This window comes from Streptomyces sp. NPDC048277 (assembly GCF_040652235.1).
GTDB lineage: Bacteria > Actinomycetota > Actinomycetes > Streptomycetales > Streptomycetaceae > Streptomyces.
In genome coordinates this window covers 1-20014 of sequence record NZ_JBEZLQ010000026.1, presented here as the reverse complement: position 1 = coordinate 20014, position 20014 = coordinate 1, and the positions used below count along the sequence as shown (strand labels likewise).

Sequence of the window (20014 nt, the reverse complement as noted above, 5' to 3'; positions counted from 1 at the left end):
GCACCGTAGCCGCGGAACGCGGTCGCGGGGCTTTGCCGTGACGAGTTCGGACGAATGAGGGGAGAGGGCGATGCGTGACCGTACCGCTGTCGTCTCTCCCTGTTCCCGTTACGAGGTGATCCTCGTGTCCCCGGCCCTCCGGTGCCCGCCGCGCGGCCGGTACCGGACTCCGTGACACGCGGCTGACCCGATCAACTCCTGGCATATGCCAGATCATTGACGTTCCGTCAGTTCCGCTCCGGTGAACTCGCCGCACGGGAAATTGCGCTGCCCATTCCGGAACCTTCCGGGAACCGCAATCGAAAGGCCTCGGGCCGTGCGCACCGAACTCCACCCGAACTCCGTCAACCCCCTTGCCGCCGTTCGCAACCTGGGCATCCTCGCCCACGTCGACGCCGGAATGACCACCGTCACCGAACGCATCCTCTTCGCCACCGGCACCATCCACAAACGCGGCGAGGTCCACGACGGCACCACCGTCACGGATTTCGACTCCCAGGAACGCGACCGCGGGATCACCATCTTCGCCGCGGCCGTCAGCTGCGCCTGGGACGGCCACCGCGTCAACCTCATCGACACCCCCGGCCATGTCGACTTCGCCGACGAGGTCGAACGCTCCCTGCGCGTCCTCGACGGCGCGATCGCCGTGTTCGACGCGGTCGCCGGCGTGGAGCCGCAGAGCGAGTCGGTGTGGCGGCAGGCCGACCGGCACGGCGTCCCCAGGATCGCCTTCGTCAACAAGATGGACCGCGCGGGCGCCGACCTCGACCGAGCCGTCGAGTCGATCCGCACCCGCCTGCACCCGGCCCCGCTCGTCGTCCAGGTGCCCATCGGCCGGGAGGACGGCTTCACCGGAGTCGTCGACCTCGTGCGCATGCGCGCGCTGGTCTGGGCGGACGGCGGCGGTACGGCGGTGGCGGGACCGGTGCCCGCGTCGCTCAGGGAGGAGGCGGAGCGCCGGCGGCACACGCTGGAGGAGACGGTGGCCGGACTGCACCCGGCCGCGCTGGAGGAGTTCTGCGCGCCACCCGGCCGGCTGTCCACGGGCACGCTGGTCACCGCCCTGCGCGACCTCACCCGCACCGGCGACGGCATCGTCGTCCTGTGCGGCTCCGCCTACCGCAACCGGGGCATCGAACCGCTCCTCGACGCGGCCGTGGCGTATCTGCCCTCGCCGCTCGACGTCCCCGCCGTGCTCGGCACCCACCAGGGCGCCGAGCAGCGACGGGCCGCCGCCCCCGAAGGGCCGTTCGCGGCGCTCGCGTTCAAGGTGACCGCGACCGCCACCGGACGCCTCACCCATGTCCGCGTCTACTCGGGCACGATCGAGAAAGGAGACACCGTGTGGAACCCGGCGAACCGGCGCACCGAGCGCGTCGCCCGCATCCTCCGCGTCATGGCCGACCGGCACGAACCCCTCGACCGGGCGGTGGCCGGTGACATCGTCGCCGTCGTGGGACTGAAGTCGGCCCGCCCGGGCGCCACGCTGTGCGATCCCGGCGCCCCGCTGCTGCTGGAACCGCCCGTCGCCCCGGACCCGGTGGTCTCCGTCGCCGTCGAGGCCCGCCGCCGTACCGACACCGACCGGCTGGCCCAGGCGCTGGCCCGGCTCGCCGAGGAGGACCCCTCGCTGGTGGTGCGCACCGACGCCGAGACCGGGCAGACCGTGCTGTCCGGGATGGGCGAACTGCATCTGGAGGTCGCGGTGGAGAAGATCCGCCGGGACGGCGGCCCCGAGGTCACGGTGGGCCGGCCGCGCGTCGCCCTCCGGGAGACGGTGGTCCACGGGGTCACCGGTCTCGTCTACCGGCACGTTCACCAGACCGGCGGGGCGGGGCAGTTCGCGCATGTCGTCCTGGACGTCGAACCGCTCGACCACGAGGCCGGCTTCGAGTTCCGGTCGGCGGTCGTCGGCGGCCGGGTGCCGCAGGAGTACGTCCGCGCGGTCGAGGCCGGCTGCCGGGACGCCCTCGCCGAGGGCCCCCTCGGCGGGCATCCGGTCACCGGGCTCCGGGTCACCCTGACCGACGGCTCGACACATGTGAAGGACTCCTCGGACACGGCCTTCCGCACGGCCGGGAAGCTCGGACTCCGGGAGGCCCTGCGCGGCAGCGTGATGGCCTTGCTGGAGCCGGTCGCCGAGGTCACGGTGACCGTGCCCGAGGACGCGGTGGGCGGTGTGCTCGGCGACCTGGCCGCCCGGCGCGGCCGGGTCACCGGCTCCGCCGGCCGGGGCGGCGCCGCGGTGCTGACCGCCACCGTGCCGCTGGCCGAACTGTTCGGCTACGCGACCCGGTTGCGCGGCCGCACCCAGGGCCGGGGCACCTTCACCACCCGACCGACCGGCTACGCCCCGGCCCTGGCCACGGCGACCGTGCGGTGGCGTCGGCTGCGCCCCGGTGTCGGCTACGGCGACCGTGCGGTGGCGTCGGCTGCGCCCCGGTGTCGGCTACGGCGACCGTGCGGTGGCGTCGGCTACGCACCGGCACCGGCCACGGCTACCGTCCGGTGACATCGGGACCGTCCGGTGGCGCCGGGTGGGGGCGGGTGCACCGAGTCCATCCGGTGCCACCGGGGCGGCGGGTGACACCGAGTGGGGGCCGGGGACAACCTCCCCGGCCCCCACCCTCACGGGCAACGGCCTGCCCGCACTCGCCCTCTCCCACCCGCAACGGCCCGTCGAAACACAACCGTTGTGGAACGGCGTCCGCCCCCTGTCCGCCCAGGTCGCACGGCTCCGGCCCAGGTCACACAGCCGGGCCCGGCCGCGGGGCCGGCGCGGAACTGGCTGTTCCCCGGCCTGCCTGCGCGGATACCCGTGCCGGAGCCCTTGACGGGCCCGCCTTCCGCGGTTTAACTCACGTCCTAAATTAAGCCATGAGGGGCTTCGGGAGCCGAACGTCGGTCTCGGCCTCCGCTCACGCGGGCGCCGGCCTTCGCGAAGCCCTCTCGGGGTTCTCGACTCCCGGAAAGGCACAGCAGGAGCCATGCGCAGCATCCGAGCCGCGGCCGTAGGCGCCGTCTCCATGTCCCTCGCCCTCGCGGCCACGGCCTGCGGTGGCGGTTCGTCCACCGGTGGCGGGTCGAACGACTCCCCGAAGACGCTGACTTACTGGGCCTCCAACCAGGGCGCCAGCATCGAGGTCGACAAGCAGGTGCTCCAGCCGGAGCTCGACAAGTTCCAGAAGCAGACCGGCATCAAGGTCAAGCTGGAGGTCGTGCCCTGGTCGGACCTGCTCAACCGGATCCTGACCGCGACCACGTCCGGACAGGGCCCCGACGTGCTGAACATCGGCAACACCTGGAGCGCCTCGCTGCAGGCGACCGGCGCGCTGCTGCCCTGGGACGCCAAGAACTTCGCCAAGATCGGCGGCAAGGACCGCTTCGTCGACTCGGCGATGGGCTCCACGGGAGCGGCGGGCAAGGACCCGGCGGCCGTACCGCTGTACTCGATGGCGTACGCGCTCTACTACAACAAGAAGATCTTCGCGGACGCCGGGATCGCCCAGCCCCCGGTCACCTGGGACGAGTTGGTCGCCGACGGCAAGAAGATATCGGCGAAGGGCAAGTCGGTGCTCGGCGCCGAGGGCGGGAACGTGTCGGAGAACATCCACCACGTCTTCGTCTTCGCCAAGCAGCACGGCGCCGACTTCTTCACCCCGGACGGCAAGCCGGACTTCACCAACGACAAGATCGTGGCCGCGGTGCAGCAGTACGTCGGCCTGATGGCCAAGGACAAGGTCATCCCGACCGGCGACGCCGAGTACGCGCAGAACCAGTCGGTGAGCGACTTCGCCAAGGGCAAGCAGGCCATGCTGCTGTGGCAGTCGGCCTCCGCCAACCTCAAGTCGCAGGGCATGAGCGACAGCGACTACGGCATCGCGCCGGTGCCCGTGCAGTCCGGCACCCCCGGCACCGGCACCCAGGTCAACTCGATGGTCGCCGGCATCAACCTGGCGGTCTTCAAGAACACCAAGAACCTCGACGGCGCCGCGAAGTTCGTGAAGTTCATGACCAGCGACGCGGAACAGAAGGTCCTCAACACCGCGTACAGCTCGATCCCGCCGGTCAAGGCCGCTCAGGAGGACGCGGCCTTCAACACCCCCGCCAACTCCGTCCTGAAGAACACCCTCGCCACCAGCGCCGCGGCCCTGCCCCAGGTGGCCTCGGAGTCGCAGTTCGAGACGACGGTCGGTACGGCCGTGAAGAACCTGTTCGCCGACGCGGCCGCCGGACGCGCCGTCACCGCCGACTCCGTCAAGGCCGAGCTGGAGAAGGCCCAGCAGCAGATGCCGGCGGCCTGAGCACGATGACGACGACCACCACCGCTGTGAAAGAGCCGGTGCGTGCGAACTCCCCCGGGGCGGCGGGCGGCTCGGGCCGCCGCCCCGGGCGGATCCGCCGGATCGGGCTGCCGTACCTGCTGCTCCTGCCCGCGCTGCTGCTCGAACTCCTCGTCCATCTCGTGCCGATGGTCATCGGCGTCGTGATGAGCTTCAAGGAGCTCACCCAGTTCTACATCCGCGACTGGGGCACCGCCCCCTGGTCCGGGTTCGACAACTACAGGATGTCGGTCGACTTCAACGCCCCTGTCGGCAACGCCCTGTTGCACTCCTTCTTCGTCACCGTCGAATTCACCCTGCTCTCCGTCGGCCTGTGCTGGCTGATCGGCACGGCGGCGGCGGTCTTCATGCAGGACACCTTCCGGGGCCGGGGCCTGCTGCGCGCCCTGTTCCTGATCCCGTACGCGCTGCCCGTCTACGCGGCCGTCATCACCTGGGTGTTCATGTTCCAGCACGACAACGGCCTGGTGAACCACGTCCTGCACGACCAGCTGCACCTCACCGGCAAGCCGTCCTTCTGGCTGATCGGCGACAACAGCTTCTGGGCGCTGCTCATCGTGTCCGTGTGGAAGGGCTGGCCGTTCGCCTTCCTGATCGTGATGGCCGGTCTGCAGAACATCCCGAGGGAGCTGTACGAGGCGGCCGCCCTGGACGGCGCGGGCATGTGGCAGCAGATCCGCCGCATCACGCTCCCGTCCCTGCGCCCGGTCAACCAGGTGCTGGTCCTCGTCCTGTTCCTCTGGACGTTCAACGACTTCAACACGCCGTACGTCCTGTTCGGCAAGTCCGCCCCGGAGGCCGCCGACCTGATCTCGGTCCACATCTACCAAGCGTCCTTCGTCACCTGGAACTTCGGCACCGGCTCGGCCATGTCCGTGCTCCTGTTGCTCTTCCTGCTGGTGGTGACCGGTGCGTACCTGGTGTTCACCTCGCGCGGACGGAGGACCGCCGATGTCTAGCCCGTCCGGCTCGCCGATGGCCCCGCCGCGCTCCTTCCTCTGGTCCCGGCGGATCTTCCTCACGCTGCTCACCGGGTTCGTGCTGATCCCCGTGTACGTGATGATCTCCAGCTCGCTCAAACCCCTCGCGGACGTCACCGGCAAGTTCCGCTGGCTGCCGAGCGGGCTGACCGTCCGCCCGTACATCGACATCTGGTCGACGGTCCCGCTCGCGAAGTACTTCGTGAACTCGCTGATCGTGTCGGTCTCGGCGACCGTCTGCTCGGTCGTGGTCGCGGTGTTCGCCGCCTACGCCGTCAGCCGCTACGACTTCCGCGGCAAACGCGTCTTCACGGTCACCGTGCTGTCCACGCAGATGTTCCCCGGCATCCTCTTCCTGCTCCCGCTGTTCCTCCTCTACGTCAACATCGGCAACGCCACCGGCATCGCCCTCTTCGGCTCCCGCGGCGGCCTGATCCTCACGTACCTGACCTTCTCCCTCCCCTTCTCCATCTGGATGCTGATCGGGTATCTCGACTCCGTACCACGGGACTTGGACGAGGCGGCGCTGGTGGACGGCTGCGGCCCGCTCGGCGCGCTGTTCCGGATCGTGGTCCCGGCCGCGATCCCCGGCATCGTCGCGGTCGCCGTCTACGCCTTCATGACCGCCTGGGGCGAGGTCCTCTTCGCCTCCGTCATGACCAACGACACCACCCGCACCCTCGCCGTCGGCCTCCAGGGCTACTCCACGCTCAACGACGTGTACTGGAACCAGATCATGGCCGCCTCGCTGGTGGTGAGCGTGCCCGTGGTGGCCGGCTTCCTGCTCCTCCAGCGCTATCTCGTCGCCGGGCTCACGGCGGGCGCCGTCAAGTGACCGACCTTGAAAGGACTTTCGTGACCATCGACCTCGCCGCACTCCCGCACGACTTCCTGTGGGGCACGGCAACCGCGGCGTACCAGATCGAGGGAGCCGTCGCCGTGGACGGCCGCTCACCCTCCATCTGGGACACCTTCTCGCACACCCCGGGGAAGATCGCGGGCGGCGACAACGGCGACATCGCCTGCGACCACTACCACCGCTGGCGCGAGGACATCGGCCTGATGCGTCAACTGGGCACCAACGCCTACCGGTTGTCGATCGCCTGGCCGCGTGTCCGGCCCGGCGGCGACGGCCCGGTCAACCCCAAGGGCCTCGACTTCTACGACGGGTTGATCGACGGCCTGCTGGAGGCCGGCATCACCCCTTCGGTCACCCTCTACCACTGGGACCTGCCCCAGGCGCTCCAGGACCGGGGCGGCTGGCCCGAACGGGACACCGCCGAGCACTTCGCCGCGTACGCCTCCGTCGTCGCCGAGCGCCTCGGTGACCGCGTCCACCACTGGACGACCCTCAACGAGCCCTCCTGCTCGGCCTGGATCGGCCATCTGGAGGGCACGATGGCCCCCGGCTGGACCGACCTCACGGCCGCCGTCCGCGCCTCCTACCACCTCCTCCTCGGCCACGGCCTCGCCGCCCAGGCGATCCGCGCCGCCGCGCCCGGCGCCGAGGTCGGGATCGTCAACAACCTCTCCACCGTGTTCGCGACGACGGACCGCCCCGAGGACGAGGCCGCCGCCCGCCGCCACGACGGACACGTCAACCGCTGGTGGCTCGACCCCATCCACGGCCGCGGCTTCCCGGCCGACATGGTCGAGACGTACGGCGTCGAACTCCCCGAACGGCCGGGCGACCTGGCGACCATCGCCACCCCGCTGGACTGGCTGGGCCTCAACTACTACTTCCCGGCGTACATCGAGGACGACCCCGAAGGCCCCGCGCCCTACGCCCGTTCGGTCCGCCGCCCCGGCGTGCCGCGCACCGGCATGGACTGGGAGATCGACGCGACCGGCATCGAGACACTGCTGCTGCGCCTCACGAACGAGTACGGGGCCCGCAGGCTGTACGTCACGGAGAACGGCTCCGCCTACCCGGACGTGGTCCGCCCCGACGGCACGGTCGACGACCCCGAACGCCAGGAGTACCTCCTCACCCACCTCGCCGCCTGCGCCTCGGCGGCCCGCAAGGGCGCCCCGCTGGCCGGCTACTTCGCCTGGTCGCTGCTGGACAACTTCGAGTGGGCGTACGGCTACGAAAAGCGCTTCGGCCTCGTCCACGTCGACTACGACACCCAGGTCCGCACGATCAAGGGCAGCGGCCGCCGGTACGCGGACATCATCCGCGAACACCGCGGCCCGGCCCGCCGGGCGGCCTGACACGAGCCGCGGTGGGCGCGGCACAGGGGAGTTCCGCGCCCACCGCACCCCCGGCGTCCGTCCCGGTACGGCCTTACTGCATATGCTGTGCAAGTGCAGAGCTATAGCATCAGGACAGCGAACCCCGGCGACCTCGACGGCGCGCGTGCCGTCATGCTCGACACCGTCTACCGGGACTTCGGGACCGGATACGTGCCCCGGTGGCACGGGGACCTGGTCGATCCCGGGCGGGCCTATCTCGCCGACCGTCGGCACACGCTGTTGGTCGCGGTCGACGGGGACGGGCAGGTCGTGGGGACCGGGGCGCTCGACTCGCGGGGACCTCTGCACCCGCCGAATCCCCGGGAGTTGGCCGAGCGCTATCCGTCGGGGGAGACCGCTCAGGTGCGGCGGCTGTATGTGCGGCCCGGGCATCGCCGGCGGGGGATCGCCCGGCGACTGGTGGCCGAACTGGTCGACTTCGCCGCCGCCGACGGGGGTTACCGGGCCGTCTATCTGCACACCGATCCCGCCGTGCCGGGCGCGGAGGCGTTCTGGCGGTCGCTCGGCGAGGTCGTGCTCGACGAGCGCGAGGCGCCGGGCGGGGGGCAGGGGATCGTGCATTTCGAGATTCCGCTGGGGCGGACGGCCAGGGTTTGATGAAAATGATTGTCATGTAGTGTGGTGATCGATCTCGCCCGCGTCCGTCTCGCACCGAACCGAGGAACATGTCGCTCCCGCGTCCCACGCGCCGTCCCCGGCTGCTCACCGCACTCCTGCTCACCCCGCTGCTCACCGGCTGTTTCGCGGAATCAGGCGCCGGACCGGCCGCCGACGGCAAGGGCGGCTCCCGGCTCCGGGTCGCCCTCGCCTTCCCGCCCGCCGAGCGGCTCTCGCCGTACGGCGCCGACGCCACGATCCTCAGCCGGCTCGGTGTGACCGAGGGGCTGACCTCGCTCGACGCCAACGGCGCCGCCGCGCCCGCGCTCGCCGAGTCCTGGCGGCGGGAGGGGCCGCGCAGCTGGGTGTTCACCCTGCGCGAGGCCGAATTCCAGGACGGCACCGACGTCACCCCGGCCGCCGTGGCCGGCGCGCTCACGCACGCCGCCCGGGCCGAGCCGGCCCCCGCCGCCCTGACCGGCGTCAGCCTGACCGCCGAGGCCGAGGGCGACCACGCCGTACGCGTCACCACCGGCGCCACCGACCCCGTGCTGCCGCTGCGGCTGGCCGGCCCCGGACTCGCCGTCCTGTCCGCCAAGGCGTACGCGGCGAAGGGCCGTGTCGACCCGGTCGGCACGGCCACCGGCCCGTTCGAACTCACCGGTGTCACCGGCTCCACCGCCGCCACCCTCGACCGGTACGACGGCTACTGGGGCGGCCTCGCCCAGGCCTCCGGCATCGACGTCCGTTTCGTCGCCGACGGCACCGCCCGCGCCAACGCCCTGCGCACCGGGGATGTCGACATCGCCGAGGCGGTGCCGGTGGCCCAGGCCGCCACCCTGGACCGGGGCACCCGGCGCGAAGCCGCCACCACCCGCACCACCAGCCTCCTCCTCAACTCCGCCACCGGCCCGTTCAAGAACGCCGGACTGCGGGCCGCCGCCCGCGCCGCCGTCGACACCTCCGTGCTCGCCAAGGGCGTGTACGAGGGGCACGCCGACGCCGGAGCCGGGATCTACGGTCCCGCCGTCACCTGGGCCGAGGGCAGGCGGGTCCCGGTGGTGGGGCGTGCCGGTGCCACCCGGCCCGCCGGTGCCTCCATGACCCTCGCCACATACGACAACCGGCCGGAACTCCCCGAAGTCGCCCAGGTGTTGAAGCAGCAGCTGGAGAAGGCAGGATTCGCCGTCCAGTTGGTCGTACGCGACTACGCGCGGCTGGAGAGCGACGCCCTCGCCGGGAAGTTCGACGCCTTCGTCCTCGCCCGCAACACCCTCGTCGACACCGGCGACCCGGTCGCCGTGCTCGCGAGCGACTACACCTGCGACGGCGGCTACAACCTCGCCCAACTGTGCGACGCCGACGTCGACCGGGCCGTCGCCAGGGCCGAGGCCGCCGCCGACGCGGGGAAGCGGCAGGACGCGGCGATGGCCGCCGAGGCCCGGGTCCTCGGCACCGACGCCGTCGTGCCGCTGGTCCACCAGCGCGTGATCACCGGCGTCGGCGCGGACGTACGGGGCGTGCGTCTCGACCCGTACGAGCGCGCCCTCGTCACCACCGGCACACGGCGCTGACGGATGAGAACCCTGTTCTGGCGGGCCGGGCTCGCGGTCGCCCTGGTGTGCGGGATCGGGTTGCTGCCCTGGCTCACCCGCACCGACCCGGCGCTCACCGTCCTCAAGGCGCGCTCGCAGGACCGTGATCCCACGCCCGAGGTGCTCGCCGACATACGCACCCAACTCGGCCTGGACGCCGGTCCGTTCCCTCCTCTCCGGGAGTGGGCCGGCGGGCTGGTGCGCGGTGACGCCGGGCGGTCGTGGATCTCCGGCGCGGACGTGACTCCGGCCGTGCTCCAGGCACTCGGCACCTCCCTGCTCCTCATGGCGATCGCCTTCGCGGTCGCCGTCTGCGCCGCCGGCGCGGTGTGCGCCCGAACCCTGTGCACGGGTGGGAGGCGAGGCTCCGGCGGCACGGTCTCCGCCGTACTCGCCGCGCTGCCCGAGTTCCTGATCGCGTCCGTCCTCGCCACCGTCGTCGGTGTCCGGCTCGGCTGGCTGCCCGCCCTCGGCTGGTACGGCCCCCGGTGGACCGTGCTGCCCGCGCTCGCCCTCGGCCTGCCCGCCGGTGCCGTGCTCGGCCGGCTCCTCGACGACCTGCTGCCCGGCGCCTTCGCCGAGACCTGGGCCCGGGCCGCCGCCGCCCGCGGCCTGCCCGCCCGGAGCATCGCCCGCCAGGCCGTGCGCCGCTGTGTGCCCGGACTGCTCCCCAACGCCGGGCTGTTCGTGGTCGGTCTGACCGGCGGTGCCGTCGCCGTGGAGCAGATCTTCGACATCCCGGGCCTCGGCCGCACCACCCTCCAGGCCGCCCTCGCCCAGGACCTGCCCGTCCTCCAGGCCGGCACCCTCGTCCTCCTCCTGCTCGCCACGACCGCCGCGGCCATCTCCCAGCTCCTGGTACGGCTCCTCATCGGCCCCGCCCTGCGCGACGGCGCTCTGCCCGCCCTACTCCGGCCGCACCCGGCGACGTCCCGTGCCGTGCCGGTCGCGCTCGCCGCCGTACTGTTCACGGTCCTCACCGCCGGCCTGCCCCGCGACCCCTTCGTCCTCGACACCGGCGAACGACTCCAACCCCCTTCTCCGACGCACCCGTTCGGTACCGACGCCCTCGGCCGTGACCTCCTCGCCCGCGTCGCGCACGGCGCCCTCGACACCCTGCTGCCCGCCCTCGCGATCAGCGCCGCCGCCCTGCTCGCCGGGGTGCTCCTCGGGTCGGTGCCCCGGCTGTCCGGGCCGCTCGCCGACACCGTGAACGCCGTACCTCCCGTACTGGCCGCCCTGCTGGTCGCGGCGGTCGTGGGCGGCGGGGCGCGGACTCCCGCCGCCGCCGTCGCCGCCGTGGCCTGGGCACCCCTCGCCGCGCACACCTCCGCGCTGCTACGACAGGAACGCGCCACCCTCCACATCACCGCCACCCGCGCCCTCGGCGCCGGCCGCCCCTATCTGCTCCGCCATGAACTGCTCCCCGCCGTGCTCCCGCCCGTCGCCCGCCACGCCCTGCTCCGGCTGCCCGGTGTCGCCCTGGCGCTCGCCTCGCTCGGCTTCCTCGGTCTCGGCGCCCAGCCGCCCTCCCCGGCCTGGGGCCAACTCCTCGCCGAGAACCAGCCGTACGCCGAACGCGCCCCCTGGGCGGTCCTCGCCCCCGCCGCCTTGCTCGCCCTGCTCGGGGCGCTCGCGGTGACGGCGGCGGGCGGTCTGCGTACGTCCGCCGTGCCCCGGGAGCCGACGTGACCCCGCTGCTGCGGCTGCTGATCCTCACCCAACTCGCCTTCAACATCGGCTTCTTCGCCGTGCTGCCCTTCCTCGCCGAGCATCTCGGGCAGGCGATCGGGATGGCGGGGTGGCTGGTCGGCCTGGTCCTGGGGCTGCGGACCTTCAGCCAGCAGGGGCTGTTCCTGGTGGGCGGGGCGCTCACCGACCGGTACGGGGTACGGCCCGTCGTCCTCGCCGGGTGCGCGCTGCGGATCGCCGGGTTCGGCTGGCTCGGGTACGCCGAACGGACCTGGGCGGTGATCGGGGCGGTGCTGCTGATCGGGTTCGCGGCGGCACTGTTCTCACCCGCCGTGGAGTCCGAAGTGGCCCGGCAGGCGGTGCTCCGGGAGGAGACGGGCGGGGGGCCGCGCACCCGGGTCCTCGCACTGTTCACGGCCGCCGGACAGGCCGGCGCGTTCGTCGGACCGCTGCTCGGGGCGCTGTTGCTCGCCGTCGACTTCCGCGCGGTGTGCCTCGCCGGGGCCGGTGTCTTCGTCCTCGTCCTCGCCGGGCACGCGGTGCTGCTCCCGCAGCACATTCCCGGCCGACGGCACGTCCAGGTCCGCGGCGGCCTGCGGAACCTGGCGCGCAACCGGACCTTCCTCCGCCTGTGCTGCGGATACGGCGCCTATCTGCTCGCCTACAACCAGCTCTATCTCGCCCTCCCCGCCGAGGTGGAGCGCGCCGCCGGTTCGCAGGCGCCGCTCGCCTGGCTGTTCGCGCTGTCCTCGCTGCTCGTCGTCTGCGCGCAGCTGCCCGTCACGCGCTGGGCGGGGGAGCGGCTGGCGCCGCGCCGGTCCATGGCCGCCGGGCTGCTGCTGACCGCCGCGGGGTTCTTGGCCGTCGCGGCGGCGCGGCCGGCCGGCTGGACCGGAGCGGCCGGACTGCTGCCCGCCGCGCTCCTCGTGGTCCTGCTCACCCTCGGCCAGATGCTCGTCGCGCCCGTCGCCCGCGCCTGGGTCCCCGACCTCGCCGAGGACGGCAGGCTCGGCCTCTACACCGGCGCGCTCTCCTCCGTCTCCGGCCTGATCGTCCTCGTCGGGAGCGCGGCGACCGGCACGCTGCTCGATACGGGGTGGCTGCCGCCGGCTGTGCCGTGGCTGGTGCTGGGCGGGGTGACGGGGGTGGCCGTGGGTCTGCTGCCTCGGGTGGGGACGGAGGGGGCGGCGGTCGGTTTGCGGCTGCGGGCTCGTCGTGGCTGGTCGCGCCCACGCGGCGGCAGCCGCAGATCAAACACAGCCCCGCGCCCCTGACGGGGCGCTCCAGTAAAACGGGGCGCTCCAGTAAAGGGGCGCTCCGGTCAATCCGGGAGTGAACGGGGCGTCCTTGCCCTGCGTACCACCCCACCGTGGGAGGATCGCTCACCATGAGTGCGTCGCCGGCGGTACGGAGCCTGCGTGCCGCGGTGTTCGCCGCGGTGTGCGTGCTGCTGGCTGCCGCCGGGCACGGTCTCGCCATGGGGGACATGCCGCCGCTGTGGGCCGACGCGGCGGGATTCGCCGTCGTGTTCGCCCTGGGGCGCGCCCTCGCGGGGCGGGAGCGCGGGCTGCCGGAGATCGGTGCCGGGATGCTCCTCACCCAGGCCGGACTGCACTTCGGCTTCGACGCGGCGCGCGCGGCCACATCCGCGCAGCCCATGCGCATGGCCGGCATGCACGGTCATGTCATGGCCGGTATGGCGCAGCAGCCGCACACCGTGACCGCCCACGCCACCGTCGCCCACGTCCTCGCCGCCCTGGTCGCCTCCTGGTGGCTGCGGTGCGGCGAGGCCGCGCTGTGGTCGCTGCTGCGCCGGGCCGTCGCGTTCGTGCCCGGGCTGGCCGCCTGGTGGCGTGACGCCCCGCTGGCCGCGCCGTTCGACAGCCGCCTCCCCGCTCCGGCCCGCCCGGCCCGGCCCCGGCTGCTGGTGCTGCGGCATGCCGTGAACCGACGCGGCCCTCCGATCCCGTATACGGCCCAACAGCAGTAACAACCTCTCACACACTTCAGCCGTACGGAGATCCGCTCAGTCATGTCCACTATGTCTGCCATGTCTGCCATGTCTGCCATGTCGGCAAGTCGCCTCACCCTGCGCCGCGTCGGCACCGTCACCGCGCTCACCGCCGCCTCGGTCCTCGTCGCCGCCGGTGTCGCCGCCGCGCATGTCACCGTCCACCCCGAGAGCTACGCCAAGGGCGCCACCGACGGCGTGCTCACCTTCCGCGTGCCCAACGAGGAGGACACCGCCTCCACCACCAAGGTCCAGGTCTACCTGCCCACCGACCACCCGGTCCTGGGCGTCCTCGTCACCCCGCAGGACGGCTGGACCGCCAAGGTGACCACCACCAAGCTCAAGACGCCCGTGAAGACCGACGACGGCACCATCACCGAGGCCGTCTCCGAGGTCACCTGGACCGGCGGCAAGATCGGCGCCGGCCAGTACGAGGACTTCGACATCGCGTTCGGGCAGCTGCCGGAGGACACCGACCAGCTGGCCTTCAAGACCCTGCAGACCTACTCCGACGGCAAGGTCGTCCGCTGGATCGAGGAGGCCCAGAGCGGTGACGAGGAGCCGGAGAACCCGGCGCCGACGCTCAAGCTGACGGCGGCGGGCGACGAGGCCGGGACCTCCACCGCGTCGGCGACGAAGAGCAGCGCCAAGGCGGCGACCGCCTCCGCCGACACCAGCGACTCCACCGCCCGGGGCCTCGGCATCGCGGGCCTGATCGTCGGCGTCCTGGGCCTGGCGGCGGCCGCGTTCACCTTCGTACGGACGCGCGGCGCACGGTCGTAGGCACATGCGACAGGGGCCCGGATCGAGAGATCGATCCGGGCCCCTGACGTCTGGCGGCGAGTTCAGCGCACCGCCAGCTCCAGCACCGCCAGTTCCTCGACGGAGGCCTCCACCTCCGCGGGCACCGCCAGCCGGGAGTTCCGCCACAGCCACAGCACATCCCGTCCGAACGACCACAGCAGCGAGCCCAGCGCCAGCGCCACCACGGCCAGGTTGGCCAGGTACGGGAGCAGGTCCGCGCCCGCCAGCAGCAGGCAGACGCCCTGCATCGCGGCGACCGTCTTGCGGGCCATGGAGTGCGGCAGCGGCGCGTTCAGCCAGGGCGCGGCCTTCGCCGCCGCGACGAACGCGTAGCGCATCCCGCCGATCAGCAGCACCCACGGCCCCAGCTGCGTCGAGACGTACACGCTCAGCACCAGGATCAGGAACGCGTCGACCTCCATGTCGAAGCGGGCGCCCAGCGCGGTCGACGTGCCCGTGCGGCGGGCCACCTGGCCGTCGACGCCGTCGAGGATGAGGGCCACGGCCGTCAGGCCGACCAGGAGGGTGACCGGCGGGGAGCTCTCGAAGGAGTCGGCGACCAGGGCCGTCACACCGCCGACCAGGATCGCGCGGCCGAGGGTGACCCGGTTGGCGGGGCCGAAGGAGCGCGGCCTGGTGCGGTGCAGGGCCCGGGAGAGCACCGCCCAGGTGGCTATCGCGAACGCGAGACCCGTCAACCAGCCGGCCGGACCCATGCCGATCGCCGAGCCGAGCAGTGCCAGCAACAGGATCTGTACGCCCGCTCCCACAGCGGTCTCCTGCTGGACCAGCCTGGCTTCGTAAGTGTTGTTCAGGGCCACCGCACGTCCTCCGGCCGAGTGACAGAGTCGATCAACGCCGCGTACTGTGCGCGGCCTGTGCACTTGTTGCTGTGCACATCTCCGTACGTGAACCACTTCCCGATCGTTCAGGAGGATGCCGATGAACTGCTCGGCCCGCGCGTTCTGGCTCCGCTCTCCGGGCCATGGAGAGCTGCGTGACGTCACCCTCGCGGCGCCCGGTGAGGGCGAGGTCCTGGTGCGTTCGCTGTACTCGGGAGTCAGCCGGGGCACGGAGACACTCGTGTTCCGCGGCGGGGTGCCGGAGAGCCAACACGCCGTGATGCGGGCGCCGTTCCAGGAGGGCGAGTTCCCCGGACCGGTGAAGTACGGCTACCTCAACGTCGGCATCGTGGAGGAGGGCCCCGATGAGCTGATCGGGCGTACGGTCTTCTGCCTGTATCCGCATCAGACGCGTTACGTCGTTCCGGTGAGCGCGGTGACGGTGGTACCCGAGCACGTACCGGCGGCGCGCGCGGTGCTCGCGGGCACCGTCGAGACCGCCGTGAACGCCCTCTGGGACGCCGCGCCCCTGGTCGGCGACCGGATCGCGGTGATCGGCGGCGGGATGGTCGGCTGCTCGGTGGCCGCGCTGCTGGCCCGCTTCCCGGGCGTACGGCTCCAGCTGGTCGACGCCGACCCGGCCCGCGCGAAGACGGCCGAGGCGCTCGGCGTCGGCTTCGCGGCCCCTGAGGACGCCCTCGGCGACTGCGACCTGGTCGTGCACGCCAGCGCCACCGAACAGGGCCTCACCCGCGCCCTGGAACTCCTCGCCCCCGAGGGCACGGTCCTCGAACTGAGCTGGTACGGCGACCGGCGGATCGCCCTTCCGCTCGGCGAGGCCTTCCACTCCCGCCGCCTCACCGTGCGCAGCAGCCAGGTCGGCACCGTCTCCCCGCGCCGGGCCGGCCGCAGCTACGCCGACCGGCTCGCCCTGTCCCTGGACCTGCTGGCCGATCCGGCGCTGGACGCCCTCATCACGGGGGAAAGCGAGTTCGAAGAGCTGCCGGAGGTGCTTCCGAAGCTCGCCTCCGGGGAGGTCCCCGCCCTCTGTCACCGGGTCCGCTACACCGATGTCGGCTGACGGAACGTCCAATTGGCCCGCCAAGAGCGCCTGACCTGAGAAAAGAGTGAGAGTGGACTGAACGCGGGGAAGCCAAGAGCCGTATTAAGGGCATCCCCCGGCAGGGATCAGCCGAGGGACCAGACGCGCCGCACCTGGAGGGTCGTCCGTTGTTCAGCATCACCGTCCGCGATCACATCATGATCGCCCACAGCTTCCACGGCGAGGTGTTCGGGCCCGCCCAGCGACTGCACGGTGCCACGTTCCTCGTGGACGCCACCTTCCGCCGTGAGCAGCTGGACGACGACAACATCGTCGTCGACATCGGTCTTGCCACCCAGGAACTGGGCGCCGTGGTCAGCGAGCTGAACTACAGAAACCTCGACAACGAGCCGGACTTCGCGGGGATCAACACCTCCACGGAGTTCCTCGCCAAGGTCATCGCCGACCGGCTCGCCGAACGGATCGAGAAGGGCGCCCTGGGCGAGGGCGCCAGGGGGCTCGCCGGACTGACCGTCACCCTCCACGAGTCGCATGTTGCCTGGGCGAGTTACGAGCGTGCCCTGTGACCGACATGACCATCGACCGCAAGCCCGCCCTCACCTACGTGCCCGCGCAACGCGCCGCGGCACCCGCGAACATCGGGATCCTCCCCATGTCCCTGCGCACCGTGCACTTCGTCATGCCGGGCGGCGTCGACGACCCGGCCCAGCCGAGCGGCGGCAACGCCTACGACCGGCGGGTCTGCCTGGACCTGCCCGGCTTCGGCTGGCAGGTGACCCGCCACGTGGCCTCCGGCTCCTGGCCGCGCCCCGAGCAGGCGGCCCGGGACAGCCTCGCCCGCACCCTGCGGGAGCTGCCCGACGGCGCGGTCGTCCTCCTGGACGGCCTGGTCGCCTGCGGGGTCCCCGAGATCGTCGTACCGGAGGCCGAACGGCTGCGCCTCGCGGTCCTCGTGCACCTCCCGCTCGGCGACGAGACCGGGCTCGACGCGGCCGTGGCCGCCGACCTGGACGCCCGTGAGCGCACGGTGCTGCGCGCCGTGCCCGCCGTGATCGCCACCAGCGACTGGGCGGTACGACGGCTGGTCTCGCACCACGGCCTGGCCCCCGACCGCGTCCATGTCGCCGCCCCGGGCGCCGACATCGCCCCGCTGGCCGGCGGCACCGACGGGGTCTCGCACCTCGTGTGCGTCGCCGCAGTCACCCCGCGCAAGGGCCAGCACCGGCTGGTCGAGGCCCTCGCCGCGGTCCGGGACCTGCCGTGGACCTGCACCTGTGTGGGCGGGCTCGGCCAGGACCCCGAGTACGTCGCCCATCTGCGGTCGCTCATCGCCGAGCACGGGCTGACCGACCGGCTGCACCTCGTCGGTCCCCGCTCCGGCGCCGAACTCGACGCCAGTTACGCGGCCGCCGACCTGATGGTCCTCACCTCGTACGCCGAGACCTACGGCATGGCGGTCACCGAGGCCCTCGCCCGGGGCATCCCGGTGCTCGCCACCGACGTCGGCGGACTGCCCGAGGCGGTCGGCCGCGCCCCCGACGGCGGGGTACCCGGCATCCTCGTGCCGCCGGAGAACCCCGCCGCACTCGCCGTCGAACTGCGCGGCTGGTTCGGCGAGGCGGACGTACGCCGTCGCCTCAAGGCCGCCGCGCGCGGCCGGCGGGCGGCGCTCGACGGCTGGGCGACCACCGCCCGCAGCCTGGCCGGAGTCCTGCTGCGGCTCCCCGACGAACCCAGGAGGGCGGCATGAACAGCGAGACCACGACCACTACTCCGGTCGGCGCGATCCCCGCGCAGCCGGGGCCGATGGATGTTACGGATGCAGCAGTGGCACGAGAGCGCGAACAGCCGCCCGCCGAGGTGATCCCCGGGGCCGGACCCGTGGTGCGTCCGGGCGAGCGGGCCACCGTACGACTGCGCGAGTCCGGGCCCGAGGAACCGCCGCGGTACGCCCCCGAGTGGCTGGAGCTGCGGGAGAGCGCGGACGCGGCCGCCCGCGCGCACGATCTGCTGGACCCGCTGCGGATCCGGCTCGCCAACCTGCCCGGCAAGGCGGGCGGTCTGGTCGTGCACGACCTGGGCTGCGGGACGGGGTCGATGGGCCGCTGGCTGGCACCCCGCCTGGACGGCGCCCAGCACTGGATCCTGCACGACCGCGACCCCTACCTGCTGCACTTCGCCGCCGTCGCCTCGCCCCGGGCCGCCGCCGACGGCAGCCGGGTCACGGTGGAGACCCGCCGCGGTGACGTCGCCCGCCTCACCTCCGACGCGCTGATCGGCGCCTCGCTGGTCACCGCCTCCGCGCTCCTGGACGTGCTCACCCGGGAGGAGGTCGACACCCTCGCCGAGGCCTGCGCCGGGGCCGGCTGCCCCGCGCTGCTCACCCTGTCCGTCGCCGGACGCGTCGACCTCACCCCGTCCCACCCGCTGGACAAGGAGATCGCCGAGGCGTTCAACGCCCACCAGCGGCACGGCGGGATGCTCGGACCGGACGCGATCACCGCCGCCTGCGAGGCCTTCTCCGACCGGGGCGCCACCGTGAAGGTGCACCCCAGCCCCTGGCGGCTCGGCCCCGAGGAGAAGGCGCTCACCGAGCAGTGGCTGCGCGGCTGGGTCGGCGCGGCCGTCGAGCAGCGCCCCGAACTGGCCGAGCGCGCCGAGGCCTACCTGGCCGAGCGGCTCGCCGCCAACGCGGCCGGTGACCTGCGGGTCGTCCTGCACCACAGCGACCTGCTCGCGCTCGCCAGGCCGACCGGAGGCACCTCATGACCACCCCCACGCTGGTGCGGGAGACCGCCCCCGTCGCCTCCGTGAGCCTGCCCCGGCGCCTCAACTTCCGGGCCGTCCGCACCCACTTGGGCACGGTCGCCGGAGTCGCCATCATCGGCGTGCTGCTGTGGCGGCTCGGCACCGGCGTCTTCCTCGACGGACTGCGCCGCATCGACACCCCGACCCTGGTGGCCGGCCTGGTGATCGGTGTCATCACCACCGTACTGAGCGCCTGGCGCTGGCAGTTGGTGGCCCGCAGCCTCAACCTGCGGCTGCCGCTGGGGCCCGCCGTCGGCGACTACTACCGGGCGCTGTTCCTCAACGCGGCCCTGCCCGGCGGGGTGCTCGGGGACGTGCACCGGGCGGTGCGGCACGGGCAGAGCGAGGGCGACATCGGGCGCGGGGTCCGCGCGGTCGTCCTCGAACGGACCGCGGGGCAGGTCGCGTTGACGGTGTTCGGCGTGAGCGCGCTGCTGATCCTGCCCTCGCCGGTCCGCGCCGACGTGCGCAGCTTCGCCCCGCTGGTCGCGGCCGGCGTGGTGGGCGCGTGCGCGGTCGTGCTGGCGCTGCGGATGAACAAGGCCCCGGGCAAGCGCGGCGGGGCGCTTCGCGCGACCCTCGCGGAGGCCCGCCGGGCGCTGCTGTCGCGGGAGAACGGGCCGGGCGTCGCCCTGTCCTCGGCGGTCATCCTCGCCGGGCACGTCGGGATGTTCGTGGTCGCCGCCCGGGTCGCCGGTTCCGGCGCCTCGGTGGCGGCACTGACGCCGATCGCGGTCCTGGCGCTGGTCGCGATGGGCCTGCCGCTGAACGTCGGCGGCTGGGGGCCCCGCGAGGGCGTCACCGCCTGGGCGTTCGCCGCGGCCGGTCTCGGCGCGGACACCGGGCTCGCCACCGCCGTCGTCTACGGCGTCCTCAGCTTCGTGGCGGCCCTGCCGGGTCTGGTGGTCCTGGTGGTCCGCTGGTACGCCGGGCTGCGCTACTCCCGCCCGGCGGTGAGCAGTTCGAAAACCGCGCCGAAGGAATCGGCGAGGCTCGCCAGCAGTTCCTTCCCCTTTTCCGCCG

Annotated in this window: 17 protein-coding genes; 16 read left to right on the top strand and 1 reads right to left on the bottom strand. The window is 72.8% G+C overall.

The features are described 5' to 3' along the window. Positions 1-316 precede the first annotated feature (316 nt). From fusA to AB0D85_RS40075, 11 genes are all read left to right on the top strand, one after another. Positions 317-2512: an elongation factor G gene (gene fusA, locus AB0D85_RS40125; protein ID WP_362331953.1), complete on the top strand. Its 2196-nt coding sequence runs from the start codon at positions 317-319 to the stop codon at positions 2510-2512. Positions 2513-2987: 475 nt separating this feature from the next. Further along, complete coding sequence (locus tag AB0D85_RS40120; protein ID WP_362331950.1) at positions 2988-4304, top strand: sugar ABC transporter substrate-binding protein; 1317 nt, start codon at positions 2988-2990, stop codon at positions 4302-4304. Positions 4305-4309: 5 nt separating this feature from the next. Further along, positions 4310-5302: a sugar ABC transporter permease gene (locus AB0D85_RS40115; protein WP_362331947.1), complete on the top strand. Its 993-nt coding sequence runs from the start codon at positions 4310-4312 to the stop codon at positions 5300-5302. A gap of 16 nt (positions 5303-5318) precedes the next feature. After that, positions 5319-6158 carry a carbohydrate ABC transporter permease gene (locus tag AB0D85_RS40110; RefSeq protein ID WP_362332303.1) on the top strand — a complete coding sequence of 280 codons (840 nt, stop codon included), beginning with the start codon at positions 5319-5321 and terminating at the stop codon, positions 6156-6158. Between the two features lie 20 nt (positions 6159-6178). Further along, positions 6179-7537, top strand: coding sequence for a GH1 family beta-glucosidase (locus AB0D85_RS40105; protein WP_362331944.1), 1359 nt, complete (start codon positions 6179-6181; stop codon positions 7535-7537). 93 nt (positions 7538-7630) lie between these two features. Beyond that, a complete protein-coding gene (locus AB0D85_RS40100) occupies positions 7631-8176 on the top strand; it encodes a GNAT family N-acetyltransferase (protein ID WP_362331941.1) in 546 nt (181 codons plus the stop codon). 68 nt (positions 8177-8244) lie between these two features. Then, positions 8245-9750 (top strand): ABC transporter substrate-binding protein, encoded by a 1506-nt coding sequence (locus tag AB0D85_RS40095; protein ID WP_362331938.1) that lies wholly within the window; start codon positions 8245-8247, stop codon positions 9748-9750. 3 nt (positions 9751-9753) lie between these two features. Further along, positions 9754-11463 (top strand): ABC transporter permease subunit, encoded by a 1710-nt coding sequence (locus AB0D85_RS40090; protein WP_362331935.1) that lies wholly within the window; start codon positions 9754-9756, stop codon positions 11461-11463. Next, a complete protein-coding gene (locus AB0D85_RS40085; RefSeq protein WP_362331932.1) occupies positions 11460-12737 on the top strand; it encodes an MFS transporter in 1278 nt (425 codons plus the stop codon). Before AB0D85_RS40090 ends, AB0D85_RS40085 begins: the two co-directional genes overlap by 4 nt. Positions 12738-12850: 113 nt before the next feature. After that, positions 12851-13453 carry a hypothetical protein gene (locus AB0D85_RS40080; protein ID WP_362331929.1) on the top strand — a complete coding sequence of 201 codons (603 nt, stop codon included), beginning with the start codon at positions 12851-12853 and terminating at the stop codon, positions 13451-13453. A 78-nt stretch (positions 13454-13531) separates the two neighbouring features. Next, positions 13532-14257 (top strand): YcnI family protein, encoded by a 726-nt coding sequence (locus AB0D85_RS40075; RefSeq protein WP_362332300.1) that lies wholly within the window; start codon positions 13532-13534, stop codon positions 14255-14257. Positions 14258-14319: 62 nt separating this feature from the next. Here AB0D85_RS40075 and AB0D85_RS40070 read toward each other — a convergent pair whose 3' ends face one another. Continuing rightward, positions 14320-15099, bottom strand: coding sequence for a CDP-alcohol phosphatidyltransferase family protein (locus AB0D85_RS40070; protein WP_362331926.1), 780 nt, complete (start codon positions 15097-15099; stop codon positions 14320-14322). Positions 15100-15220: 121 nt separating this feature from the next. Here AB0D85_RS40070 and AB0D85_RS40065 point away from each other — a divergent pair, with 121 nt between their 5' ends. The 5 genes from AB0D85_RS40065 to AB0D85_RS40045 form a co-directional block, all read left to right on the top strand. Further along, positions 15221-16201 (top strand): zinc-binding alcohol dehydrogenase, encoded by a 981-nt coding sequence (locus AB0D85_RS40065; RefSeq protein WP_362331923.1) that lies wholly within the window; start codon positions 15221-15223, stop codon positions 16199-16201. Positions 16202-16350: 149 nt separating this feature from the next. Further along, entirely contained in the window at positions 16351-16749 is a 399-nt protein-coding gene (locus AB0D85_RS40060; RefSeq protein ID WP_362331920.1) for a 6-carboxytetrahydropterin synthase, read from the top strand. Then, complete coding sequence (locus AB0D85_RS40055) at positions 16746-17933, top strand: glycosyltransferase family 4 protein (protein WP_362331917.1); 1188 nt, start codon at positions 16746-16748, stop codon at positions 17931-17933. The genes AB0D85_RS40060 and AB0D85_RS40055 overlap by 4 nt, the downstream gene beginning before the upstream one ends. A 56-nt stretch (positions 17934-17989) precedes the next feature. Next, positions 17990-18952, top strand: a complete 963-nt coding sequence (locus AB0D85_RS40050; protein ID WP_362332297.1) for an SAM-dependent methyltransferase — start codon at positions 17990-17992, stop codon at positions 18950-18952. After that, on the top strand, positions 18949-20014 hold a 1066-nt coding region (locus AB0D85_RS40045), incomplete at its 3' end, for a lysylphosphatidylglycerol synthase transmembrane domain-containing protein (protein WP_362331914.1). The genes AB0D85_RS40050 and AB0D85_RS40045, both read left to right, overlap by 4 nt.